We start from the raw sequence: 24,151 nt of genomic DNA on the forward strand, positions 1-24,151 counted from the left end.
CCAATCGATAAGAGCGGAGATCCTTTTTCAACTTTATCCTGACCTGGAAAAAGCTTACAAATTGTGCCAAAACCTATCTTGGATATTCAACAAAACAAGGGATAAAACCACGGCACTTATAAGATTAGCAAAGTGGGACGAAAAGGTAAGGCAGGCAGCATTTAATAGCTTCAATACAATTGCTAGAACAATGTCAATACATTACAAGAACATCCTTAACTACTTCGACAACCGAAGCACAAATGCTTCAGCAGAATCATTCAATGCAAAAATAAAAGCTTTTAGAGCGCAATTCAGAGGCGTTAGAAACATAGATTTTTTCCTCTATAGGCTTACAACAATTATTGCTTAATTCTAAAATCCCACAAGTTTTAGACTTGATCCATGTTGTACCTATGTTGTAACCAGTAGAAACGAAAAAACCCTCTCAGTTTCCTGAAAGGGTTTTCCTAGTAGCGGGAACTGGACTCGAACCAGTGACCTTCGGGTTATGAGCTTGAATATGTGAGTACACGAATTAACACAATCACCTTTAAAACCAACTGTTTATAAGACTTCTAATTTTATATGATATCAAATAAATACATCTAAAATCAAATTATTCTGTACTTATTCTGTACTAGGTAATTTTTAATTTGATTACTTTTATATATTAAAGTAATTTATTATGGCAAGTATAAAAATTGTTTTGAGAAAAAATATGATACGAAAAGATAATACGATCCCACTTGCTATTCGTATAAGTGAAAACTATAAAACCAATTATAAGTGGCTTGGTCAATATGTACTTGAAAAAGACTGGGACAAAAATGCTGGTAAAGCAAAAAGAACACACCCCAATTCAAAGAAGCTAAATAATTTCCTATTGAAAAAACTTACTGAAGCTAATGATATTTATTTCGATTCCAAGAAAGAACTCACGACAAAACAAGTCAAGCAAAAACTGAAGGGTGCAGGAGGTTCTAAATCGTTTTTTGCTGTTGCTTCAGATAGAATAAAAAACAAATATGAGCGTGGCACATTTTCCGTAACAAAATCAGAATTATCAATTCTTTACAACCTAGAAGAATTTTTAAATTTAAACGCGGCGAAGGAAAAAGTAGTTAGTATTCGAGAAATAAAGGAGCGTAGAAAAAAGCGAATAAGTAAAGGACGAAAAGGCGAACATTCATTTTTGGATTCCGTAGAGGAATTCAAAAAAAATAAGTCCTTAAAGTTTCAAGATATCAATGAGTCTTTCATCGACAATTTCAAGGACTTCTGTTTAGTCTTTCTTGGACAAAAAACACGTACGGTTACCAATCAACTTATCTTCATTCGTACTATATTTAACAAAGCGATCCAAATTGGAGTTGTTGATTCAAAGTACTACCCTTTTGGTGGAGAAAAAGAAAAGATTCGTATTGGTTCCAGTCATAAAATTGGTCTTACTTCCAATGAAATCGAAAAAATAGAATTCTTAAAATTAGAACCAAATACTTCCATTTGGCATACCAAAAACGTGTGGCTAATTGCGTTTTACTTTGCAGGCATTAGAATTTCCGATGCTGTCCAATTAAGATGGTCAGACTTTAAAGACGATAGACTCCTTTATATAATGCACAAAAATGAAAAGCCCGTTAGTTTGAAAACACCTAGTAAAGCAATTACAATATTGAACCAGTATAAAAATCTTAAAGCTGAAAATAATGGTTATGTATTTCCTTTTCTTAGCACTGCAGAGATAAATAATAATGAAGAGGTATTTAAAAAAACTAGAAATGCAACCAAACTATTTAATAAGTACTTGAAGCGCATCGCCACAGAGTGTAACATCGATAAAAATCTTTCAAATCATATTGCACGCCATAGTTTCGGAAATATTGCAGGAGATCGTATCCATCCACTAATGCTTCAAAAACTTTATCGACATAGTGACTTAAAAACTACTTTAAATTATCAAGCAAATTTTATCCATAAGGATGCCGACGATGCTTTGGACAGTGTAATAAATTTCTAAAAATGGATAAATCTGATCTGTCTTTTGAATTAATAGCTTCAATGAATTTCATCCATAATCAGTTATAGAGGTAAGTTGTTAGTTAGACATTATTTGATTGTGATATACCTTTTCCTTTAAGACCATTGTTTGGGAAGCACATATTTGAGGAGGTAAAAAATTTATTAAAAATAGGCTCTTGATGGATTATAACAATTCTTTTTTCACAAGATCATAATAAGAATCACTTACCGGGATTCTAAGTTCAGAAAGCAGAAGATCCCGTCTTTTTAAGCCAGTTAACTTATTCTTATTTATGATAGATGATTTATGTACCCGCATAAAATTATTGGGTAGAGTTCGATCCAGTTATTTTAGCTATTGGACATATTTATCTTATGAATTTGATTAATATTCATTTATTATTATTGTGAGAAAAGCCAAATAACAGCTACTTAAAAATTTAAGCCCCATATCTACCATAACTAACTTGCGCGTGGATCCTGTGCTGTTTTTATAGCGTACGGGAAGTTAAGCGTAAATAAAAACAGCATAGGGCGCAAACTACTTATGACGCATTAGTTACAGTAAAAAATGACGCTTTTACTGGGGTTTCCAATCCAATTACTGTAAAATTAGGATAATTTGCGTCAAGGTCAATTGTCATGACAATGCTTATTTTTCTCTTCCAACCACTGAATAAAATCATCTTCAATCTCCGGGTTTTTTAATAAATATTCTTGATATTTTTCATTGTTGGTTTCCGTGAAAATTTGATAAAGTTCAAACTTATCGTTTTGCCTTGCAATTAAGGAATATCCAAAATAACCCAAGAGACTTAATGAAATTATGCCCAGTGAACAAACTAGGATCAGTAGATAATTCGGAATGATCCGTGCGTGTTTTAACTTCTTATCTATATTCTTGAGAACTTCATCTTTTAGACTATTTTCTTGCTTCTGTTTCTCTAAGAAACTATTCAAATTCTTATCCAAGGCTTCGGTGCCAATTGGGATACTCAAGTCGCATAGCTGCTTTGAAAGCTGTTCAAGTTTTAATATAGCAACCTTAAAGTCCTCCATCTCATCGGTCATGAGCTCCATAATTTCGTCTAGCTTTTTCATCTTTTTAATACTTTAAAATCCTATTCCCACATCTAGGCTTTTTTTAATTACTTGTTTCACTAAGCCTTTGGCAATACTTGCTGCCATATTACCGCTTAGTTGAACTGTTTTATCCATTAGTTTTAAACTGTTTGGCACTTCTTTCATTCTTGATATTCCTGAATTTTGTGTAATCTCTCCAATGAGTTTACCTCCAGTCATAGATCGGTGTACCTCACTTCCCTTCAAATTCACTCCCTTATATTCAAACCGAAAGCCTTGCAACTGATTGGATTTATTGATGCAAGGAATCACTGTTACCTGATGTGCTTTCATTTTATTAATATATTCATCAAGTGATTTCGGTCTGGCTTCCAGAACTCGATCATTGATCTGTTTTATTACAAATCGCTGCGGATTTAGTTCCTGTAGTTTTTCTTGTTGCACTTCCCGCACTCTGGTAAGGCCTAACTCTTTTGCTACGTTGTCGGCAGCTAGCTGACTTCGTTTTCCAATGAAACTATCATTGTATGCCTTTCCATCAAAGCCAATCCGATTGGTATATATATGAACGTGAGTATGTTCTTTATCTCTGTGAACAAATCCTATTGACTGGTTGTTTTGCAGGCTCATCTCCTTTAAAAACTTTTTAGAAATTTCTTCCAAGTCTTTTACGCTTAAGTTTTTTCCATCTTCAATGGTGGGACTTAGTATAAAACTGAGGGTGTTATTAATACATCGCTCATTTTGAGACTGGATGATCTTAAACTCTTCGGTGATCTCTTCCGGCGTATCCCCGGCCAGATATTCCTTCAGTACTACTTCCGCATCCTTTTCTTGGTTCCATCCGTATCCAATAGAGGCTCCAGTTCTTGCTATAGAATGTCCCTTGCCAATCATTTCTTGAAGTTTTTTAAATGGGATCTAATTTCTTCCGCTAATTCTTGTACTTCTTTGGCAAGTCTTGGATTCCCCTTTTTAAACATATTGCTGATCCGGCTGAAGTTGTTTTTGTATTGAATCAAGAGTTGATAAGATTCTAACTGTTCTTGAGTAATTCGCTCCACCATATTTATTTTGAATGCCGTAGCACGCAGATATTCAGAAAGGGAAATTCCAGCCCTGGCCGCTCTTTTTTTGAGCAACTTTTTCTCGTAGATCGAGCAGCGTATCTGGATGTATTCCCGTTTCATCTTTTCTTTTAAAATCTTTGCAACCTCCGGGAGCAAAGCAAGATTGTCATGACAATGACACATCTTGCTTTGCTTCTCCAAATGAAATTCTCCCTTTGGGCGTTCACCGGATTTTTTTAATTTTGTTAGTCAATTCTTTTTCTTTTCTAATTGAGATCAGTTGCTCATTCAAATCTTTATAACTGATATAGCATTCGCTTTTATCTTCCACATGGATATATCGATTAGTTACTTCTTTAGAATGGATTCTTCCCGACTCATCACGATCCAAATACAAATCAACATCCTTATAATTTTCAAACAATTCCGACATTGGTTCTAAAAAAGAGAGCGAGTTTAGAACAATCACATCGGAGCTTTCTAGTTGATTTGGATATAACTCAGCCATGGATAACAAATCAAACATGCCCTCCATAATTATCAAACGATCTGCATTGTTTTTTAAATAAGTATAACTCTTTGGGGAACTACAGATCTTAAAATATTTATTCCGAAGTTCCCAACCATCTTTGTGATTCTGAAGACCGATGGAGAAATATGACTTATCCTTTATTTGGTAGGTAACTTCCTTGCAGTATAGTTGCGCTGTTTTTATCGAAATCATTCTAGCCTTTAAATATTGTTTTAAAGCCAAATGTTGGATGGGTTTCGCTTCCATAACTTCAATTGTCGGAGGATTTTCCTTTTTTAAAATGGGCTGCTGAAAAAAAAAGAAGTCCTTTTCTTTACTTAATAATTCTAGTGCTTCTTTAACCGAACACTTTTTAATAGCTACGATCAAATCCAGCCCATTTCCGCCCCTTCCTGTTCCATGGTCATACCATTTGTTCAAAACCAAAGAAACTTTGAAAGAGGCCTGCGTTTCTGACCGAAGGGGACTCAGAAACCAGGCTTCTTTCTCCGTTGCCCTGCTCGGAAAGTGCCCGAAGCTGGCCAGCGTTTTTACGATGGAAAGATTTCGGGCTCTTTCGCAGGTTATTCTTTTTGAACTCATAGTCTCTTATTTTATCATTTATATTTTTTCTTTCAGTAGCATTTTTTTTGAGTGGAATTGTGCTTATTTGTTAGGCTCCTTCTTCTTTAATTATTTGTCATCATTTTATTTTTGATGACACTTTGATGACAGTTTGATGACAGCTGTATCTCTTACTATCACTGGTCTTAGAGTATTCTGTCATCAAATCATCAAAAAAAGAAAGAATTTAAAAGTGTTTACTCCAAAAACAGCTTTGATTTTGATGAAATGATGACAGCGCCCCGAACCCCCTCTAAAATCAAGGGTTTCCGTGTCATCATTTTGTCATCAAATCATCATTTTCCTTTTTATTTCTCGGATTCAATCTGAGTTTTGATCTTCAAAATGCTCCAGGAGGAACTTTTTATTTATAGTGAAATAGCGTCCTTTGCCATCTGAAAGATTTGTGCTGCCATCTCCCCAGAGCGTAAACTTTTGATAGCGGTTCGAGTTCGGACTACTTTCAAGCTTCCAGTCTTTCTTTAAAATTTTCCGGATCTGGGTTAAATCTGTCCGCAACCTTGTTTTGCTCAAAGCATTTAAAACATCCAAGGGACAGCACTTGATTTCTTCGAGATCGTGATTTTCCATCACCATCAGAAGAATACTGGCTAGCTCCTTCTCCACCCTGTTTCGATTGTTCTGAACCAGTTTGGTTAGGGCCGGGGTTTCAATTTGTTTGGGTGTAAACCACATTCGGGTTTGATGGGGACTATGTAAGTTTCGATTTTGAAGAAAATAGAGAAAGGCTGGAATTTCCTTTTCTAGGCATTCTAAGAATCCAGTGTGTTCCTTTTTAACCGAAGGAACTTTCAACACCCAGAATCGTGTTTCATGATGATCTATTTTTATAAAGTTCTCTTCGTTGTTACTGCAAAGGATGAACTTCCCAAAGAATTCTACTTCTCGCTTGTCCACTCCCTTTTTCTCCAGTTTGTTGTAGTTGGTCGTGCTTAAATACTTTATGCGTTCCGTGAGCTCTTCTTTATTGAACAGGACTTCATCGATACAGATCAGCAATTTATTCGCCCAATCGGCATTGAACTGACTGCTAAAGCTATCATTGGTAAGGTAGGTCAGGTTGTTTTCAAAGATTTGCTTGAGCCATTTCAAAAAAGTGCTTTTACCAGTGGAGCGTTCCCGGGATACCAGACAAAGAATAGGTAGTATTTGAATTGGTTTGGTATATAGGAGTTGGAGATAATCCAAACCTAGTTCATAGTGATCTCCAAAAATATGTTTTACAAACTCTAAAGATTTAGGACAAATTCCCTCAGTGATCCTATGACTTAGTGGGGAGTAAGTATTGTAAAAGTTGTTATAAGTGGATTGAAAATTTAGATGATTTGGAATACAAGTAAAGCCATCGAATTTTGGAATACTGGCTAGAAATGTTTTTCCATGGTCTTGGCGAATGGTTTCAATATTCCAAGAAACCAGAAGTTCATTTACCTGTCCGGCAATGGTGGGTGCTTCAACTATTTTGTAATAACTGACCCCTACGCGTATATATGAATTTTCATTTTGCATCTCAGCTAGGATGATGTCAACCTAAAACGATTCTTTAAAATCACATTTATTTATTGAAAAGTAAAACCGTTCTGACAATTCATCAATTAAAGATAGTTAAAATCAGTTTTAATTGAATATTATTTATAAATAATTAAATTTGATTAAGAATAGTGTAGTTTAATATCAAATAAGAACTATTTACAAATTTTAACACATCAAATGATATCAATTGGTTGAATTTAATTTTTTGTTGTTTCTGGAGATATATATAAAAACGGTAGAAAGAGTGTAATGATTGAAAAATAAGCTAGCATTCGAGAAGGATTCACTTGAAAAAATACATTTATATTAATGAGTCCCTACTATATTTTAAAGCAATCTATTTAATATGATACGCATGTATCTGAACTTATAAATTATCTTCTTCACATGGATTTATTTTAAAAACAAAACAGCTTAAAGCCATACACAGTTACAATTCGAACCAGCCAAGGCTCTAAAATAATCTTGAAGACTTAAATATTAAACGTAATATTGCAATTAAATAATAAATAAAATGGGTTTAGCCAAAACAGAAATGTTTACCGACCAACAAAATGAAATTGCTCTTTTTGCAAAAGTTTTTGGGCATCCAGCGAGAGTTTCTATTTTACAACATTTGTTTAAAACTGACTCTTGTGTTTGTGGAGATTTAGTGAACGAAATTGGATTGGCTCAACCTACAATTTCTCAACACCTAAAGGAACTTAAACATTTAGGTTTAATAAAAGGAAATGTGGAGGGAACAAGTGTTTGTTACTGCATTCATAAAGAAAATTGGACAGCAATGAAAACTGTAATGTCCGAATTTCTTAATCAAGACCTAACTGAAAAAGAAGATTGCTGTTAAAAAAATTTGAATCGATTAATCGTATAATCGCAATAAACAAATAATTAATATGATAACAACCAAAACAGAGCTGTTTAAAGAAATAGAAAATCTAATCAAGAATTTAAAACCCGAAATAATTTCAGATGAACGTAAAGCAGTTTTACAACCGCTAACTGATTTTATTCAGTCAAAAGTTTCAAGTGGTCAGGAAATTCGAATTAATTTTATCTGTACTCACAATTCACGAAGAAGCCATTTATCACAAGTTTGGGCACAAACTATGGCTTACTATTTTAATATTAAAAATGTTTTTTGTTATTCAGGTGGTACAGAGGCAACAGCACTTTTTCTAATAGTTGCAGAAACTTTGCATAAGTCAGGCTTTGAAGTCAAAACAATTTCAGAAGGTAGCAACCCTATTTACAGTATTAAATATGCTGATAATGAACATCCTATTGTTGGATTTTCAAAAAAATTAGATGACGATTTTAACCCAAAGTCCGAATTTGCCGCAATTATGACTTGCTCACAAGCTGATGGTGGTTGTCCATTTATTGCAGGTGCCGAAAAACGTATTCCAATAACTTTTGATGACCCAAAAGCATTTGACAACATGCCAAAACAAGCAGAAAAATACAATGAAAGAAGTTTGCAAATTGCAACCGAATTATTATACGTTTTCTCTCAAATAAACTCATAAAAAAATGGCGACAAAAAAATTAAGTTTTCTTGATAGAAATCTAACATTATGGATATTTGTTGCAATGGCTATTGGAGTTGGACTTGGATATTTTATACCAACATTCCCTAATATTATAAACTCATTTAGTAACGGAACAACAAATATTCCGATTGCAATCGGTTTGATTTTAATGATGTATCCACCTTTAGCAAAAGTCAGTTATGCTTTGTTGCCAAAGGTTTTTAGAAATACAAAAATCCTTTCTATTTCGCTTATTTTAAATTGGATAATTGGTCCCGTTTTAATGTTTGTTTTAGCAATTACATTTTTACGTGATTATCCCGAATATATGGTCGGATTAATTTTAATTGGTTTAGCACGCTGTATTGCAATGGTTTTAGTGTGGAATGACCTCGCAGAAGGAAGTAGTGAATATGGAGCTGGTTTGGTTGCTTTAAATAGTATTTTTCAAGTGTTTGCCTACAGTTTTTATGCGTGGATTTTTATAACGGTTCTTCCTCCCTATTTTGGTTTTGATGGTGCTATTGTAGATATTTCCATTGGAACAATTGCAGAAAGCGTAGCAATTTATTTAGGGATTCCATTTGTGATGGGAATATTGAGCAGACTAATTTTGGTAAAACTAAAAGGCGAAAAATGGTACACACAAAAATTCATTCCGACAATTTCGCCTATGACATTAATTGCCTTATTATTTACAATAGTGGTTATGTTCTCGCTGAAAGGAGAATTAATTGTGGAAATCCCAATGGACGTTCTGATTATTGCGGTTCCTTTACTCATCTATTTTAGCTTAATGTTTATCATTGGATTTTTCATTACAAGAGCAACAGGAGCAGAATATGATAAAACAGCAGCAGTGGCTTTTACAGCAGCAGGAAATAATTTTGAATTAGCTATTGCAGTTGCTATTGCAGTCTTCGGATTGAATTCGGGACAAGCATTTGCAGGAGTAATTGGTCCTTTAGTTGAAGTTCCTGCATTGATTTTATTGGTTCGAGTTTCCTTTTGGTTGCGGAAAAAGTATTACGGAATAGCCAACGCTTAAAGCCATACACATTCGTAATTCACACCAGCCAACGCTACACCAAAAATTGCAAAAGAGTATGTCATTGCTAACGCTGAAAACAAAAAAAAGCCAGTGGGTAACATCGGTTACGCGCAAATAGCGGCATTCTGGTGAAAAGTGCTATTTTAGACTGCAACTAACAAACAACAAAGCCTACAAGGTGCCGTTGCTACTATCACTATTAGGGGTGAACAAATTTGTCAAACTTTCTGAATACTAAATTTTATATAGTTTATATTCAGCTACTTACCTCTAAAGATTTCGAAATACACAATAAACTCATCGCCACATGGTAATAAAAATATATATTTTATTCATCGTTTACCTTTTACGGAAATAAGCTTACTGGCACTCAATCCAACTTTTGGCCTCTTCCTTTTGGTCTATATTGAAGTACTTAATTTCGGCGTTGGTAAAAGGCTTCATAAATTGGGTTATCCAATCCTGCCATTGCTTGTTTCCTACCATTGCTATTTTTTCATAGTCTCTGGCGTGGGCCGTATCCATTTTGAGGTCTTCCCATAAACCAGGCAAGTCTCAACCAGTAAAATTGTCCATTTCAAAATACCAACGAACCTTCATTCCCTTGTCCAGTATAGCGTGAATAAGTGGATGGATTTTTTCTATGTCTTCTTTTCTCAATTTGCCCGAAGCTTTTGTGGCAACAATATTTTTTTCTTTTAACTCGATTATTTGTAACATTTCATATAGTTTTTAATTAATTATTATCCTTCTAAATCGTAAAACCATTCTTCAGCCATTACAATCGCTTCTGCGATAGCTTTTTTCTCTGAGTAATTCTTCTCATTAACTAATTTCCTGGCAATTTCCAGTGCCTTTTCTTTAACTCGTGAGTCAAGAGAATCAAGGTCGGTCTTAAAATCTTCGAACATCCAATCCATATATTTTTGTTTAATGATTGAACAATTCCTTTTCCTTTTCAGGATCTATGTTTTCCTTTGATTTTTTATCCAAAAAATAATCCAGTACAATACCCACGATTATGGCAACTGCAAATGCCGCATATACTTGCCAATTGAATTGAATTATTAAGGATAGACTTATGAGTATCGCCAAAATGGGTAAAATAGGCACTCTTCCTATAGCTAAAGGAACTTTAAAAGGTCGTTCTTGCTTAGGTGATTTAAACCGTAGTACAATAAGTGCAATATTCACGGCTACAAATACAAGCAAAGCACCTAAAGAGGACATACCTGCTACAATTTTAATATCGCCCAGGAGTAAAAACCCAGCAACTGAGGCCATAACCACGAGGGTTGTAACCCAAGGAACCTTTTGGGCATTTGTTTTGGTCATAAACTTTGGTAGCTCTCCAACACTTGCCATTCCAAAAAGCAACCTGCTTATGGAAATAATACCACTAAAGGCAGCATTGGCTGTGGCAAAAAGTGCAGCAATTGCTAATACGATAGGCAACCAACTGTTTAAGTTAGATGCCGCAAGTGATAATGGCGAATCCACTCCTGCCAAAGCAGAAGGATCTGCGATATTTAAAACCGTAAATGCAATAAACAAGTAAATGATTGTGGTAATAACCATAGTTAGTAAAAAAGCACGAGGAATTGTCTTTCCAGGATTTTTAACTTCCGAACCCAAGGCTGCCATATGTTCAAAACCTGTATATATAAAGAATAATGTTGCCGTAGCCGCCAAAGTTCCAGAAATTGATTCTACTTTAAAAAACTCTGCCTTGGGTGGGCCAGTTTCCATAAGTCCAAACACTATCAAAAGTAACAATCCCAACAGTTGAATGCTGACCATAATAATATTTGCGGTAGATGATTTTTTAATGCCAGTAATACTTACCAAGGAGAGCAATATTAAAATTCCATAACTAATCAAAAGAGCGGGTACACTAAAAAATGTATTGAAATATCCTGCAAAAGCCAACAGTACTGCTGCAATTGTAGCCGAGCTATGAAAAGCAATTGTCCACCCAGTGAGAAATGAGGGTATATCCACCTTTGGAAAAGCTTTTCTTACAAATATGAATTCCGCTCCAGCATTGGGGTAGGTAGAGGATAATTCGGCATAAGACATTGCCGAAACACTTGCAGCAATGGCTGCGAATATGAAACTCAACCATAGGTCGGTACCTGCCTGTCCTGCTGCAGCCCCTATAACCGTATAAATTCCAGCTCCCACGATAGTACCTACACCGTAAAAGGTCAACCGAAGAGTTCCCAAAGATTTTTTTAATTCTGACATAATAATTCCTATTTAATATTCATTTCAGACTAACTTAAATTTCTATTCTTCATTTCAAATTTTACTTTCCCAAAATTCACAGCTTCTTCTTTTAAAAAATCTAATACTCTCGTAAAATATTTATCACAGGGAGGCCGGCAATAATAGCAAGAAATGCCGTACCTGCGGCCAGACACATAATTACTACCACTACCAAAAAATTCATTTTCTTATGCATTTTTTACATATCCCTTTCAATACCAGATTCACATCAGTAGTTTTATAGCTATCCGGTAAGCTTTCCTTTGATATTTTATTAGGCAAACAGATCGTTTTCCTACAATCGGTACAATGAAAGTGCATATGTAAATCTGTACCGTATTTACCCGTGGTGTTTTCATCAGAAACTGCATATTTCGCAATGGCTGTTCCATCGTCGATTTGATGCACCATACGCTTTTCCTCAAAAAGCTTTATCGCCCTATAAAATGTGGTTTTATTAGCTGTTTTATTTTTTTCGCTCTTGATGACAAAGACCTTTTGCATTTCATTCAAGGTTAGGGCATAGGTTTTCCTTTTGAGGTATTTGTAAATCTTCAACCTCATTTCTGTGGGCCGTATTTCTTTGGTTAATAATACTTTTTCAATCTTTGTCATTCTTCCTGGGTTTCAAAAAATAAACACTTCAATTGCCATTATATAACTATGATTTTTTATAAGCTAAGAGCCGTAATGCATTGAATACTACCAGTAGGGTTGAACCTTCATGTATTACAACGGCAATACCGATATTGGCCCAACCGAATATAGTAGCTGGAATAAGCAGGGACACAATACCAAGGCTTACCCAAAGATTTTGCTTTATGATTGCCTTTGCTTTTCTGCTCAACCCAATGGCAAAGGGCAAAGTTTCCAATTTGTCTGCCATCAGCGCAATGTCCGCAGTTTCGAGAGCGACATCGCTGCCCGCTGCTCCCATTGCGATTCCCACAGTACTGTTTGCCATTGCAGGGGCATCGTTTACTCCATCTCCTATCATAGCAACTTTGGATTCCTGTTCTTTTAATTTTTTGATAGCCTCTACCTTTTCTTCGGGCAATAAACTACCCCAGGCATCGGTCAACCCAATTTCTTTCGCTACTGCATCGGCTACTTTTTGGTTGTCTCCGGTTAGCATTATCATCCGTTTAATACCTAGCTCTTTCAATTTGATTAAAGTAGCTTTTGCTGACTCACGAGGGGTGTCCATTAGGGCGATGATTCCTATAAACTCTTTATTTTTTCTTATAAGCATGGTTGTGTTACCGCCACCTTCAAGTTCTCTTACCTTCCCCGTTATATTATCAGAAGGTTTGTTATCATCTAGATCTTGATACAGATCGAGATTTCCAACATATATTTCATCCTTTCCTAAGGATGCTTTAATACCTTTTCCCAAAACAGCTTCTAAGTTGGAAGCTTCGGGTATTTCCTTTCCATTAAGGATCTCCTTCCCATCTCGAACCACTGCTTTTGCCAGAGGATGGTCACTTAGGCTTTCTACTGCAACTGCTATTTTTAGAAGCTCTTCTTCGCTCAAATTACCTAAAGCTACTATCTGAGTAAGTTTAGGTTTCCCTTCAGTTAGGGTGCCGGTTTTGTCAAATGCCAAAGCCGTCAATTCTCCTAAATCCTCCAAAGGCCTACCTCCTTTGATAAGCACTCCACCCTTTGCCGCTCGTGCTACGCCGCTCAAAACAGCACTCGGTGTGGAAATTGCCAGTGCACAAGGACTTGCAGCAACCAATACTGCCATAGCCCTGTAGAAGCTTGCACTAAATGGCTCATCGATCACCAAAAAAGCAAAAAGTAAAATACCTACGAGGATAAGTACAGAAGGCACAAAGTACTTTTCAAACTTATCGGTAAGCAACTGAGTCGGGGATTTTTGTGTTTGTGCCTCGTTGACCAGTTTGACCAATCGCGACAGGGTAGAATCTTTTGCTTCCTTGATGACTTTTACTTCAAGCGTGTTATTACCGTTGATAGTTCCAGCAAAAACACGGTTTTCATCTTTAATCTCATCATCCTGAGAATACTCCTTGCTTGTGTCTTCTACGGGAAATTTATCCACTGGCACGCTTTCTCCTGTAATTGGGGCTTGGTTGACACTACTTTTTCCATTTACCACAACACCATCGGCAGATATTTTGCTATTGGGTTTGACAACAATAATATCACCAATACTCAATTTTTCAATCCCCACTTCTTCGGTCTTGCCACCCTTTTTCAACAAGGCCGTTTTTGGTGCGAGATCGGCAAGTGCCGCAATGGATTTTCTGGCCTTGTTCATTGCATAATGTTCAAGTGCGTGTCCCAAACTAAAAAGAAACAATAAAAGCGCACCTTCAGCCCATTCACCCAAAATGGCGGCTCCAATAGCGGCGACCAACATTAAAAAGTCAATCTCAAAGCCCCCTTTTGCCACTGTTTCAATGGCTTCTTTGGCCGTAAAGTAGCCTCCAAAGAAATACGCTCCTATATACAGGGAGAGGCTGACCCAATCTGGGATGGAATCCACATACGAGAGCCCAAAACCTATTCCGAGAAGCGCACCGCAGATAATGGAAAAAATAAGCTCGGTGTTCTTTCCGAAAATCCCCCCGTGTTCGTGGGAATGCTCTTCGCCGGCGCCGTGACTTTCTCCTTCTTTGTGTTTGTGATTTGCATCCCCAGTTTGTTCTCTGTCTTTAGAGTTGTCAATGGGCTGTCTTCTGTTAAAACCATTTTCGTCAGCAGACGAGCTCTTTTTAATTTTGAGAGTATCCTTTTTGAGTCTTTCGGAGATATGGTCAAAACTTGTTTCCTTTTTGTTGTATTCCAGACGTATCATACCCGCAGCATTAACCGAGGCTTCCAAAACCCCCTTAATTCCCAAAAGATTCTTTTCAATGGTTCGTGCTTGACGTGTATGCCTAATTCCCTTCACTTCTATAAGTAGATGACCATACTTTTCAGTGATTTTTGCACCTGTTTGTTCTGCCATAGATTGAATACGATCTATAGAGATAACATCCGGATCATAATGAAAACAAAGCTGAGGTGTAGCGTCTGCTTTTTCATCGGCAATATGTACCTTTTCGATACCATCTTTCTCCTCCAATTTACTAATAAGTCTTTCCACGCAAGTGTCCTTTTCATTGGGCACTTGGGGAAGTATGACTGGTATTTCAATTTTTAGTTTTTCCATTTTGATCAAGTTATTTTTAATTCATACCGTATTCTTCTAAGAATCATTCTTTCCTTAGGATAAGTTGTGCAATTTGAATTTCAATGACATCTCCCAGTCCGGGTATAGTCCAGATATACAGAAAGTTGATTGCTTTCCACCTTAATAGGTTCATATTCATTATTGGCTATAATCATTATATGCCCTTCCTGAGTCCTGTAAATAGTTTGGGCCTGAATGCTTAAAGCAGCAAAAAAAATAAATATTACTGAATTTATTGTTTTCATAATTTTAAATTTAATATAATCTAAAATTTTCATACGTATACAGCTCACATTTCGTTATATAAAAGAAAACAGAGGTACACTAATGCGGATCAGTTTTCTTTATTTAACCATTTTTTAGCATCGTCTTTTTCTTCGACCTTAAAAAATTTTATATGCGCCCTGGTAAACAGCATCAAAACTTCCGTAAATTGCTCTTGCCATTCAACACTTCCTACCAAAGCCACTTTTATTAAATGTTCTTCATTGGGAAGTTCAAGTTCAATGCCTTTCCAATACATACTTGCCTTCCAACCTTCAAAATTTTTCATCTCTATGTACCACTTAACCTCTTGATGAGCCATTATATGTTCTGTTAAGACCGGTATCAGGTTTTCATAATCCTTGATATCTAGTTTATTTTGAGCCACCATATATACTGTGCTTTGTTTTTTAAAAATTGAGATCATTTCAATAATATTTAAAAATCCATATCTTAGTTTAAATTATTACTGCATTTCCCACATATACCTTTTACCACTAGATTGATATCTTCAGTGATATAGCCTTCGGGCAAATTAATATGCGGGATTTTATGCTCTGTCAAGCAAACCGTTTCCTCACAGTTATTGCAATGAAAATGTAGATGTAGGTCATTGCCGACCTCACATTCTGCTTCACATAGAGCGTACTTTATAACTCCAGTTCCATCTTGGATTTGATGTACAATTCCTTTTTCTTCAAATGTTTTCATAGTTCTAAAAAGAGTACTCCTTTCAGAAATTTTAAAATCCTTTTCCAAATCACCTAGACTTATGGCCACCTTCAATTCTGCCAGTCGCTTGTAGGTCATCAAGCGCATTGCAGTAGGCCTTATTCCCCTACTTTCCAATAATTGAATTATTTTTTCCATTTACTATAAAGAGTTTATAGGTCGTATCTTTTTAATGAATCGCCTGTTTTTATTTGAAAGGCATCCTCTATATTAGATAGATAAATAATACCGTCTCCAGGCTCTTCGGTTTTTCCATTGGCCATTATTATTTCAATAGCAGCTTGAGCTTCTTCATTTTGGCACACCAACTCTATTTTTACTACGGGACTATCGGTTACATGAAAATCAAGTGAGGGTCTTGCTCCCTTTGCTTTGAATGCTCCTGTACCTTCAGATTGTGACAGGGTCATACTTTTAAAGCCGTTTTCACTTAAGGCTTCAATCACTCTTTGAATCCTATTTGGTTTTACGAATGCTTTAACTTCTTTCATATTATAAATTTTTAATAGATTTTGAACCGAGCCTGTTTTTCAATTTTTAACTAACTAATTAAGACGATAAACAAACCCGGAATCAAAATCCTTGATGATTATTGTATTAATGACCGTGTTCCAGTTCTCCTTTGACCATTTCAGAAGAAAGGGTATAGGCCCCACTTGTTACTATTTTAACATTTTTGGCAATTTCTGCTGGAAGGTTTACTTCTACAAAACCAAGATCGTTCAAGCCAGTACTAACAGGAATCCTCTTAAACTTCATCCTATTTTCTTCTGGCGCTTCATCCTCATCTACAATAAAAATGTAGGATTGTTCTCCTTCTTTTACAATAGCTTCTTCTGGTACTGCATAACCAGATTTTTCTCCCTGAACGATCCTTCCCTCCACGTACATTCCTGGCAATAAATTCTTGTCTTTATTTTCGATATCTGCTAATATCTCTATTGCCTTTGGATCACTCTCGAAGGTCTTACCTATAGAGCGTACAGTAGCTTTTAAAAGTGCATCAGGTCTTGAGGTGGTAGAAAAATAGATCTGCTGGCCTTCCTTTATGTGTTTTATGTCTTTTTCGTACACCTTAAAATTCACATAGATTTTTGAATTATCACTTATCGAAAACATTGTGGACTGAGGAGCCACATAGTCCCCAAGACTTACCATCACTTCTCCCACATATCCGCTTAAAGGAGTGGTAATGGGTATTGCGGAAAAGATTTCGCCTTGGGCTACCTTGTCTGAATTAATACCCAACAAACGCAACCTTGATCTTAAACCATTTACACTGGAGGTTGTTGAACGATATTGAGATTGCGCCATTTGGAACTCCTTACCCGAGGAAACCCCTTTATCATACAAGGTTTGCTTACGTTCATAATCCTGTTTTAAGAATACTAGCTCATCGTTTTTTTCTTGAAACTCTTGTTGCATTGCTATAATATCTGGATGTTCTATATATGCAAGCACCTGTCCTTTTCTAACATTATCACCAGGAACCACTTTTATGGAGCTTACATTACCACCAACAAACGGACTTATGTTCGCTTTGTCCTGTGGGAACAGTTCCAGCATTCCCGTTACCTTGATGTTATTCCCAAGATTCCTTTCTTCCAAAGTTTTGGTTTCCAAACCAATGGTCTCCACTTGTTGTTTGGTAAGTTCTACCACGCCTTCTTCTCCTTCTTCTTCCTCATTGTGCCCACTTTCCTCGTTCCCTATTGTTTTTGAAGTTGCGTTTTCTTCGTTAAGAGCCAATTCAGAATCGGGTTTGTCGTTACAGCCTATCAACAAGAGCGTTAATAAAACCGTAGTAATTATTGCTATATTTTTCATTTTACTTTCCTTTTTTAGGTTTATAAATTGCCCAATTGATATTGTAACTCAATGGCTTGTTGGTTATACTGATTGATAAATTGTAAATGGTTCTGCTTTATCCGAATGGCACTATTCAGGATCGTGATATAGTTTACATAATCTATTTCACCTTCCTTTGAAGCGAGTTCTGCTGTAGATATTTGTTCTTCTGCCAAAAGCAATGCTCCTTCCTGATAGTAATTCAAGGTTTTTTGAGTTTTTTCCAAGGATTTTAAAAGTTGTGAAACCCTGCTTTCGGTAACCGCTTTTTGCTCTAAGTATTGATTTTCGGCAACCCTCGCATCTGCCTTAGCGGCCTTGACCCTTGATTTTTGTGGTAAGAACCAAAGCGGGATACTAATACCGGCCTGATAGGAGTTAAAACCAGATATGTCATCAACGACTTGCCTTCCATAGGAAAGGTTGAACTTGGGTAAAAACTGTGATTTTTCCACACCAATATTTGCCTTGCTTACTTCAGCATTTTGCATTGAATACTGTAATAATGGATTGTCAGCTACGGATGCCGAATCAAGCACTGCCATATAATTCATCGTTTCGTAAGGCAATCCTACTGTTTCGATTTCTTGATCAATTCCCAAATATTGCTTTAAGGCTCTTTTGGCAATTTCAATATTGTCATAGGCCTGTTGTCTTAATACTTGTATTTGTTGATATTCGGAGGAGGCTGCAATAAATTCCAGTTTTCCGGTTTCACCAGTGTCATACCGCAATTGGGATGCAGTCCTAAAATCGGCATAAACGCTGTCCAATTGTTCGGCAAAACGCAATTGTGCCTTGTTATAATTAATTTGGTCATACGCTTGCATCACATTGCGCACCAACTGTTGCTCATTTAAGGCATAGAACTTTTCTCCCAATTGAACCCTTTCCTTATAAAACTTGGATTTGGAAAAGCCCGAAAGCAAATCGATATTTCCTTGTTGAAACCCTATTGTGGTCTGCACCCCAGGAAGTCCATTGCCAACTTCTTCCTTTCCCGTGAACACTTGGGTGTTTCCCAAATCGAAACTAGTGCCCTTCATAGCCTGCTCCCGTTCAATAAATGCCCGACTTTCCTTTAATGAAGGATAATTCTTTTTGGCCATATTAATAGCTTCCTCCATAGTTATGATTTGGGCTAGAGTCGTTTCTTGTGCATTCGCAGTATTTGAAGACAAAAATCCTCCCAAGCCTAAAAGCACGACAATAACGGTAGTTCTTTTATTGATATAGCTTACATCGTCACCATTATCTTTTTTCTCTTTTCGTGCTTCAAGCCAATAATAAAGAACAGGAAGGACAACAAGTGTTAAAAATGTTGCTGTTATCAATCCACCAATTACCACCGTTGCCAATGGTCGCTGTACTTCTGCACCACCTGATGTGGAAACCGCCATTGGGATAAAGCCCATTATAGCAGCAGTTGCGGTTAAGAGAATAGGGCGAAGCCGTTCGTGTGTTGCCTCATAAATTCTATCTTTAATATTTGTCATTCCTTTTTCTTTTAGTTCATTGAATTTATTAATAAGAACCAGCCCATTTAAGACTGCTACCCCAAAGAGTACAATGAACCCAACACCTGCAGAAATACTGAATGGCATTCCACGAATCCAGAGGGCAAATACTCCACCTATTGCGGCAAGAGGAACGGCCATATATATCATAATGGACTGCGAAAATGAACCAAGGGCAAAATATAACAGTATAAATATGAGTGCCAAGGCAATAGGCACCACGATCATCAACCGGTCGGTCGCGCGTTGTAGATTCTCAAAAGAACCTCCGTAGGTTACGTAGTATCCAGGTGGAAGCTTTACTTCTGCATCGAGTTTTTGTTGAATTTCCTCAACCATCGATTTCACGTCACGACCTCTAACATTGACCCCCACAGAAATACGCCTATAAGTATTATCTCTCGATATCTGCATAGGTCCAGGTTTATAACTAATCTCCGCTACCTCTTTTAAAGGAACTTGGTTACCACTGGGCAAATCGATATAAAGATTTTTTAAGCTATTGATGTCTTGCCGGTATTCTTGTGCCAGGCGGATAACCACATCAAATCGTTTTTCACCTTCAAAAATTACTCCTGCTTTTTCTCCAGAAAAAGCTGCGCTTACGTAATCATTGAGTTTATCAACAGTAACTCCATATTGTGCCATTTTTGCCCTGTTGTAGTTCACCGTAATCTGCGGTAGACCACTTGTAGCCTCCACATTAAGATCTACGGCCCCGGGAACTGTTCTGATAACTGCAGCAATTTCTTGGATCTTATCTGACAGTACTCCCATATCTTCACCATATAATTTTATGGCAACATCTTCACGAACTCCTGTCAATAATTCATTGAAGCGGAGCTCTACGGGTTGTGTAAACACAAAGTTAACCCCAGGAATGACTGAAATTTTTTCTCGAATTTTCTCAATTAATCCCTCTTTGGTTTCCGCAGTTGTCCACTTGCTCTTGTCCTTTTCCAGAATGATATAGCTATCGGCTATATCCATAGGCATTGGGTCTGTTGGAATTTCTGCTACACCAATACGCGAAATCATTGTTTTAACTTCCGGAAATTCTTTTATGATGTTTTGAAGCTTTTTGGAAGCTTCTATAGATTCTGTAAGACTGCTACCTGGCTTAATAAGAGCTTGCATCGCAATATCACCTTCATCAAATTTTGGAATAAATTCACCACCCATATTGCTGAATATAAAACCAGCAATCAATAATAAAGCAACTGCTCCAATAACAACACCTGCTCTAAACCTTAGCGAGAAAGATAATAAAGGCTTATATGCTTTATTGAGCCCACTCATAATTCGATCGCTGAATCTATCTATTGTATTTTCAAATTTTGCAAACCAACCATCTTGATTTTTGGAAGGTTTTAGAAATAGTGCAGAAATCATCGGTACATAGGTCAAACAAAGTATTATAGCTCCTAAAACTGCAAAACCAAAAGTAAAGGCCATTGGTCTGAACATTTTTCCTTCAACCCCCGTTAAAAATAATATAGGAGTAAATACAATAAGAATAATTAATTGACCAAAGAATGCGGAATTCATCATTGTACTTGCCGACTCGTATGCTATCTCATCCATTTCAGCTTGATTCATAACTGCCTTGGATTTTTTGATCCTTTGATGAATATGGAACACCATACCCTCCACAATAATTACCGCACCATCTACGATGATCCCAAAATCAATAGCACCTAAAGACATTAAATTTGCCCAAACCCCAAATTGTTTCATTAATATAAAAGCAAATAATAGAGAAAGTGGAATTACCGAGGCGGTTATCAAGCCTCCACGAAAACTTCCTAAAAGTAAAATCAAAACAAATATTACGATTAACGAACCTTCTATTAAATTTTTTTCTACCGTACTTGTTGTACGACCTATCAAATCACTTCTATCCAAGAAAGCTTCGATATACACCCCTTCAGGTAAAGACTTCTGAATTTCCTTGATACGGGTTTTTACGTTTTCAATAACTTCGCCTGGGCTTTCACCTTTAAGCATAAGAATTTGCCCCCCAACGCTTTCCTTTCCATCCTGAGTAAATGCACCATAGCGTACTTGATTTCCGAATCCTACTTTTTCAGCTAGATCCCGTACTAAAACAGGTGTGCCATTTTGAGTGGTTACCACGGTATTTTCCAAATCTTCAAGACTTCTGGCTAATCCTTCACCCCGAATAAAGTTGGCCTGATGGTTTTTCTCTATATAGGCACCTCCAGTGTTTGCATTATTATTCTTTAATGCTTCAAAGACCTCACCCATAGTGACACCAAAACTTTTAAGTCTGTCTGGGTTAATAGCGACTTCATATTGTTTTACAAATCCTCCCGCTGCATTTACTTCCACAACGCCTGGAACCAATGCCATTTGTCGTTTTACAATCCAGTCTTGAATGGTTCGGAGTTCCATGGCGTCATATTGCCCTTCATAATCCTTTTCTACTTTTAGCGAGTATTGGTAAATTTCTCCAAGCCCAGTTGTAATTGGCGCCATAAAAGGCGTACCGAAACCTTCAGGAATTTCTTCGCTTACCGCAGTCAGCTTTTCCTGAACCAGTTGTCTGGGAAGATAGGTTCCCGCATCATCTTCAAAAACGATGGTTACCACAGAAAGTCCAAAACGAGATACGGAACGTAGCTCGATCACATCGGGAAGGTTGGCCATTGCAAGCTCTACAGGATATGTCACAAATTGCTCAATATCTTCAGTCCCAAGGTTGGGAGCTGTGGTAATTACTTGTACTTGATTATTTGTAATGTCTGGAACTGAGCCCAGATTTATAGTGGCCATCGACCAAATACCGGTACCGATAAGTGCTACTATTAAAAGACCCACAACAAATTTATTGTTGATGGAAAATGAAATGATTTTATTAATCATGTAATGAGATTTAATTCAGTTAAAATTTTCGAAATGATTGTTAGCAATCGCGAAATCATACGAAACAGGAATTAACCCTATGAGTAGGTTAAAAGAGGATATAGCTATCCTAAAAAAAAACTGAATTAAACTTTAGGTGGTTGGAAAAGAGATTCCAGATATCTGGAATTTAATTGAAAATTATAGAAATTATACTCATTTTGTGACTCGGAGAATATCGGACTAATTGATGTTGGTCGAAAAGGGGACAAGAATACGAAATGCAAACAACATTGATGATTTGTATGCACAGGCGCATTTTCGTGGTCCGGATCTGGATGGTGGTTATCCAATTTGCCATCATCTTTTATGTAATCTTGATAAACGTAATCGATAAATGAATATCCATCATCTTCTTTATGGTCTTGATAATGAGCAATAAAATGAGATATTTCTTCTATCTGCTCACAAACTTCCATATTGGCCGCTATTCCTTGAAAAAAGAATAGAAACGACATTGATATGGAAACGAGTATTTTCATAAAGTTTTACAAAGATAATTTAATTGTAGTGCACAGGTTATGCAAAAATTGATGGAATTACATTTACAAAATAAAAGACAAACAAACTTTGAGATAAAAATCCTTGTTGTAACGAATAAAAAATGAAAATAATGAGAAAACTACGAAGTTATATTAGATCTGAAATAGTCAAAATCGTTGATTTCTATACTACACATCAAAAATTCATAGAATTGAGGGACAAAAAGAATGATTTAGCATCAATTAGAATGACGATTTGAAAAGAACAATATTCTGTACTTATTCTGTACTGGATAGAAACAAGAAAGGCTCCACATTTCTGTGAAGCCTTGTCTTTCCTAGTAGCGGGAACTGGACTCGAACCAGTGACCTTCGGGTTATGAGCCCGACGAGCTACCTACTGCTCTATCCCGCGATATATCGTGAATTCAAAATGTCAATTTATTCGATCTTTCAGCTCCTCATAATCCCTCATTGCTGCGCTATCGGATGGCAAATATACAATGCTTTTCTACTTATCCAAAGCTTTTTTAAAAAAATATTTTGGAATTTAATTAATCTGCTCTAAGCTGATTTTTATCTTCAAAGGCAACACCTGAGCCTCCATTAGCAAGTGTTTGATATTCATTGTTTTCTGATCTTAAATTAACTCTATTATTATAAAAAGCAAAAAACATTTCTTATTAAAATTTGTTATTATAATTGAAAGCAAATCCAAAAAAATTTAAATTCTAATTCTAAATTCATCAAATAGCTATGAGATCTAGATATAGATAGTTCAAAAATCTATGAAATTCCAAAACTCTAGGTTTTTTAAGTAAAACTACCTATCCAAGATAATCGTGCTTGCTTTGAGAAACCCAGGTTATTGCATCTAATCTTTCGCTGAGTTCATAAGTCTTAATTTCAGATTGTATAACAAGATCTGTAATATTCATTACCGATCTTAGCCAAGATTGATTTGTAACTACTGCTACTTTGTGTATATACTGAGAATTGTCATATTTAAATTTTAATTCCTCCATTAAAGACATGAATGGAATATGATTCCCTTCTAATACTTCACAAAAAAAATTGATATGTCCAAATTCTTCAATTTTACTCAGTACAATATTGTGAATTTCTCCTAAGAATTCCTCTGTAATATTCTGATCTATCATTACTCCCACTACATGATTAGCCAATTGAAATGATGATACCATAAGTTGTAAGGTTTAGAATATTATTAATGTTTATAAATTTAACATTTTAATCAACTATAACTTACTTATTATCAATCTTTAATTATTGTTCTATATTTCTAGCATCAAATTGTTGCAGTTCATTATTTTCAAATCCAACTTCTATCTCGATAGGATTACAACATATTTCGCAATCTTCTACATAAGTTTGATGAGTTACAGAGCTATCCAATAACATAGTGATACTCTCCCAACAATACGGACATTGAAATTCGTGTTCTAACATCTAAAAAAATTTTA

Annotated in this window: 24 protein-coding genes, 1 tRNA gene and 1 pseudogene; 5 read left to right on the forward strand and 21 right to left on the reverse strand. The window is 36.1% G+C overall.

Annotation, left to right across the window (positions count from 1 at the left end):
* Together I130_RS02855 and I130_RS02860 are read left to right on the forward strand one after the other, a co-directional pair.
* Positions 1-352, forward strand: a 352-nt coding sequence (locus I130_RS02855; protein WP_034919119.1) for a transposase, incomplete at its 5' end; no start/stop codon positions are given.
* 315 nt (positions 353-667) lie between these two features.
* Positions 668-1,999, forward strand: coding sequence for a site-specific integrase (locus I130_RS02860; RefSeq protein ID WP_034919122.1), 1,332 nt, complete (start codon positions 668-670; stop codon positions 1,997-1,999).
* A gap of 186 nt (positions 2,000-2,185) precedes the next feature.
* Here the strand turns inward: I130_RS02860 and I130_RS16410 are convergent, their stop codons facing one another.
* The 6 genes from I130_RS16410 to I130_RS02885 form a co-directional block, all read right to left on the reverse strand.
* Complete coding sequence (locus I130_RS16410) at positions 2,186-2,347, reverse strand: LytTR family transcriptional regulator DNA-binding domain-containing protein (protein ID WP_262489271.1); 162 nt, start codon at positions 2,345-2,347, stop codon at positions 2,186-2,188.
* A 287-nt stretch (positions 2,348-2,634) separates the two neighbouring features.
* Complete coding sequence (locus I130_RS02865) at positions 2,635-3,102, reverse strand: DUF6730 family protein (protein ID WP_034919125.1); 468 nt, start codon at positions 3,100-3,102, stop codon at positions 2,635-2,637.
* 12 nt (positions 3,103-3,114) lie between these two features.
* Positions 3,115-3,981 carry a relaxase/mobilization nuclease domain-containing protein gene (locus I130_RS02870; RefSeq protein WP_034919128.1) on the reverse strand — a complete coding sequence of 289 codons (867 nt, stop codon included), beginning with the start codon at positions 3,979-3,981 and terminating at the stop codon, positions 3,115-3,117.
* Complete coding sequence (gene mbpA / locus I130_RS02875; protein WP_034920447.1) at positions 3,978-4,274, reverse strand: mobilization protein MbpA; 297 nt, start codon at positions 4,272-4,274, stop codon at positions 3,978-3,980. The genes I130_RS02870 and mbpA overlap by 4 nt, the downstream gene beginning before the upstream one ends.
* Positions 4,275-4,377: 103 nt before the next feature.
* Positions 4,378-5,268, reverse strand: coding sequence for a toprim domain-containing protein (locus tag I130_RS02880; protein ID WP_051119597.1), 891 nt, complete (start codon positions 5,266-5,268; stop codon positions 4,378-4,380).
* A gap of 342 nt (positions 5,269-5,610) precedes the next feature.
* Positions 5,611-6,819: a primase-helicase family protein gene (locus tag I130_RS02885; RefSeq protein ID WP_034919131.1), complete on the reverse strand. Its 1,209-nt coding sequence runs from the start codon at positions 6,817-6,819 to the stop codon at positions 5,611-5,613.
* Positions 6,820-7,357: 538 nt separating this feature from the next.
* Here I130_RS02885 and I130_RS02890 point away from each other — a divergent pair.
* The 3 genes from I130_RS02890 to arsB are packed head-to-tail and all read left to right on the forward strand — an operon-like array spanning position 7,358 to position 9,423.
* Positions 7,358-7,690, forward strand: coding sequence for an ArsR/SmtB family transcription factor (locus tag I130_RS02890; protein WP_034919134.1), 333 nt, complete (start codon positions 7,358-7,360; stop codon positions 7,688-7,690).
* Between the two features lie 49 nt (positions 7,691-7,739).
* Positions 7,740-8,372 (forward strand): low molecular weight phosphatase family protein, encoded by a 633-nt coding sequence (locus I130_RS02895; RefSeq protein ID WP_034919137.1) that lies wholly within the window; start codon positions 7,740-7,742, stop codon positions 8,370-8,372.
* Positions 8,373-8,376: 4 nt separating this feature from the next.
* Positions 8,377-9,423, forward strand: coding sequence for an ACR3 family arsenite efflux transporter (arsB, locus tag I130_RS02900; RefSeq protein WP_034919140.1), 1,047 nt, complete (start codon positions 8,377-8,379; stop codon positions 9,421-9,423).
* Between the two features lie 363 nt (positions 9,424-9,786).
* On the opposite strand, the pseudogene I130_RS16970 reads toward arsB, so the two are convergent.
* The 15 genes and pseudogenes from I130_RS16970 to I130_RS02970 all read right to left on the reverse strand — a co-directional run bounded on the left by I130_RS16970 (position 9,787) and on the right by I130_RS02970 (position 24,137).
* Positions 9,787-10,146 (reverse strand): annotated as a pseudogene (locus tag I130_RS16970) (STAS/SEC14 domain-containing protein).
* Between the two features lie 23 nt (positions 10,147-10,169).
* The gene (locus I130_RS16680; RefSeq protein ID WP_183075444.1) at positions 10,170-10,346 is read right to left on the reverse strand and encodes a hypothetical protein; all 177 of its coding nucleotides are present in this window, start codon (positions 10,344-10,346) and stop codon (positions 10,170-10,172) included.
* A gap of 10 nt (positions 10,347-10,356) precedes the next feature.
* Entirely contained in the window at positions 10,357-11,673 is a 1,317-nt protein-coding gene (locus I130_RS02910; RefSeq protein ID WP_034919143.1) for an APC family permease, read from the reverse strand.
* Positions 11,674-11,874: 201 nt separating this feature from the next.
* Entirely contained in the window at positions 11,875-12,309 is a 435-nt protein-coding gene (locus tag I130_RS02915; RefSeq protein WP_034919148.1) for a Fur family transcriptional regulator, read from the reverse strand.
* A gap of 46 nt (positions 12,310-12,355) precedes the next feature.
* Positions 12,356-14,881 (reverse strand): heavy metal translocating P-type ATPase, encoded by a 2,526-nt coding sequence (locus tag I130_RS02920; RefSeq protein WP_034919152.1) that lies wholly within the window; start codon positions 14,879-14,881, stop codon positions 12,356-12,358.
* Between the two features lie 80 nt (positions 14,882-14,961).
* Entirely contained in the window at positions 14,962-15,147 is a 186-nt protein-coding gene (locus I130_RS02925) for a hypothetical protein (protein ID WP_147405614.1), read from the reverse strand.
* An 89-nt stretch (positions 15,148-15,236) separates the two neighbouring features.
* Positions 15,237-15,593, reverse strand: coding sequence for an STAS/SEC14 domain-containing protein (locus I130_RS02930; protein ID WP_034919158.1), 357 nt, complete (start codon positions 15,591-15,593; stop codon positions 15,237-15,239).
* Positions 15,594-15,619: 26 nt separating this feature from the next.
* A complete protein-coding gene (locus tag I130_RS02935) occupies positions 15,620-16,036 on the reverse strand; it encodes a Fur family transcriptional regulator (protein ID WP_034919161.1) in 417 nt (138 codons plus the stop codon).
* A 14-nt stretch (positions 16,037-16,050) separates the two neighbouring features.
* Entirely contained in the window at positions 16,051-16,389 is a 339-nt protein-coding gene (locus tag I130_RS02940; RefSeq protein WP_034919165.1) for a P-II family nitrogen regulator, read from the reverse strand.
* Positions 16,390-16,495: 106 nt separating this feature from the next.
* Positions 16,496-17,725, reverse strand: coding sequence for an efflux RND transporter periplasmic adaptor subunit (locus I130_RS02945; protein WP_034919169.1), 1,230 nt, complete (start codon positions 17,723-17,725; stop codon positions 16,496-16,498).
* A 20-nt stretch (positions 17,726-17,745) separates the two neighbouring features.
* Positions 17,746-22,149: a CusA/CzcA family heavy metal efflux RND transporter gene (locus tag I130_RS02950; protein ID WP_034919172.1), complete on the reverse strand. Its 4,404-nt coding sequence runs from the start codon at positions 22,147-22,149 to the stop codon at positions 17,746-17,748.
* Between the two features lie 125 nt (positions 22,150-22,274).
* Positions 22,275-22,670, reverse strand: coding sequence for a hypothetical protein (locus I130_RS02955; protein WP_232224013.1), 396 nt, complete (start codon positions 22,668-22,670; stop codon positions 22,275-22,277).
* A gap of 342 nt (positions 22,671-23,012) precedes the next feature.
* A tRNA-Met gene (locus I130_RS02960) sits at positions 23,013-23,085 on the reverse strand.
* 412 nt (positions 23,086-23,497) lie between these two features.
* The gene (locus tag I130_RS02965) at positions 23,498-23,872 is read right to left on the reverse strand and encodes an STAS/SEC14 domain-containing protein (RefSeq protein WP_034919179.1); all 375 of its coding nucleotides are present in this window, start codon (positions 23,870-23,872) and stop codon (positions 23,498-23,500) included.
* Positions 23,873-23,954: 82 nt separating this feature from the next.
* Positions 23,955-24,137: a CPXCG motif-containing cysteine-rich protein gene (locus tag I130_RS02970; protein WP_034919183.1), complete on the reverse strand. Its 183-nt coding sequence runs from the start codon at positions 24,135-24,137 to the stop codon at positions 23,955-23,957.
* Between the last annotated feature and the right edge of the window lie 14 nt (positions 24,138-24,151).

Origin of the sequence: Gillisia sp. CAL575 (assembly GCF_000403785.1) — a bacterium.
Classification (GTDB): domain Bacteria; phylum Bacteroidota; class Bacteroidia; order Flavobacteriales; family Flavobacteriaceae; genus Gillisia.

Coding starts and splice junctions, on each gene's coding strand:
- I130_RS02860 (WP_034919122.1), top strand. CDS start 668: ATGGCAAGTATAAAAATTGTTTTGAGAAAAAATATGATACGAAAAGAT.
- I130_RS02865 (WP_034919125.1), bottom strand. CDS start 3,102: ATGAAAAAGCTAGACGAAATTATGGAGCTCATGACCGATGAGATGGAG.
- I130_RS02870 (WP_034919128.1), bottom strand. CDS start 3,981: ATGATTGGCAAGGGACATTCTATAGCAAGAACTGGAGCCTCTATTGGA.
- mbpA (WP_034920447.1), bottom strand. CDS start 4,274: ATGAAACGGGAATACATCCAGATACGCTGCTCGATCTACGAGAAAAAG.
- I130_RS02880 (WP_051119597.1), bottom strand. CDS start 5,268: ATGAGTTCAAAAAGAATAACCTGCGAAAGAGCCCGAAATCTTTCCATC.
- I130_RS02885 (WP_034919131.1), bottom strand. CDS start 6,819: ATGCAAAATGAAAATTCATATATACGCGTAGGGGTCAGTTATTACAAA.
- I130_RS02890 (WP_034919134.1), top strand. CDS start 7,358: ATGGGTTTAGCCAAAACAGAAATGTTTACCGACCAACAAAATGAAATT.
- I130_RS02895 (WP_034919137.1), top strand. CDS start 7,740: ATGATAACAACCAAAACAGAGCTGTTTAAAGAAATAGAAAATCTAATC.
- arsB (WP_034919140.1), top strand. CDS start 8,377: ATGGCGACAAAAAAATTAAGTTTTCTTGATAGAAATCTAACATTATGG.
- I130_RS16680 (WP_183075444.1), bottom strand. CDS start 10,346: ATGGATTGGATGTTCGAAGATTTTAAGACCGACCTTGATTCTCTTGAC.
- I130_RS02910 (WP_034919143.1), bottom strand. CDS start 11,673: ATGTCAGAATTAAAAAAATCTTTGGGAACTCTTCGGTTGACCTTTTAC.
- I130_RS02915 (WP_034919148.1), bottom strand. CDS start 12,309: ATGACAAAGATTGAAAAAGTATTATTAACCAAAGAAATACGGCCCACA.
- I130_RS02920 (WP_034919152.1), bottom strand. CDS start 14,881: ATGGAAAAACTAAAAATTGAAATACCAGTCATACTTCCCCAAGTGCCC.
- I130_RS02925 (WP_147405614.1), bottom strand. CDS start 15,147: ATGAAAACAATAAATTCAGTAATATTTATTTTTTTTGCTGCTTTAAGC.
- I130_RS02930 (WP_034919158.1), bottom strand. CDS start 15,593: ATGATCTCAATTTTTAAAAAACAAAGCACAGTATATATGGTGGCTCAA.
- I130_RS02935 (WP_034919161.1), bottom strand. CDS start 16,036: ATGGAAAAAATAATTCAATTATTGGAAAGTAGGGGAATAAGGCCTACT.
- I130_RS02940 (WP_034919165.1), bottom strand. CDS start 16,389: ATGAAAGAAGTTAAAGCATTCGTAAAACCAAATAGGATTCAAAGAGTG.
- I130_RS02945 (WP_034919169.1), bottom strand. CDS start 17,725: ATGAAAAATATAGCAATAATTACTACGGTTTTATTAACGCTCTTGTTG.
- I130_RS02950 (WP_034919172.1), bottom strand. CDS start 22,149: ATGATTAATAAAATCATTTCATTTTCCATCAACAATAAATTTGTTGTG.
- I130_RS02955 (WP_232224013.1), bottom strand. CDS start 22,670: ATGAAAATACTCGTTTCCATATCAATGTCGTTTCTATTCTTTTTTCAA.
- I130_RS02965 (WP_034919179.1), bottom strand. CDS start 23,872: ATGGTATCATCATTTCAATTGGCTAATCATGTAGTGGGAGTAATGATA.
- I130_RS02970 (WP_034919183.1), bottom strand. CDS start 24,137: ATGTTAGAACACGAATTTCAATGTCCGTATTGTTGGGAGAGTATCACT.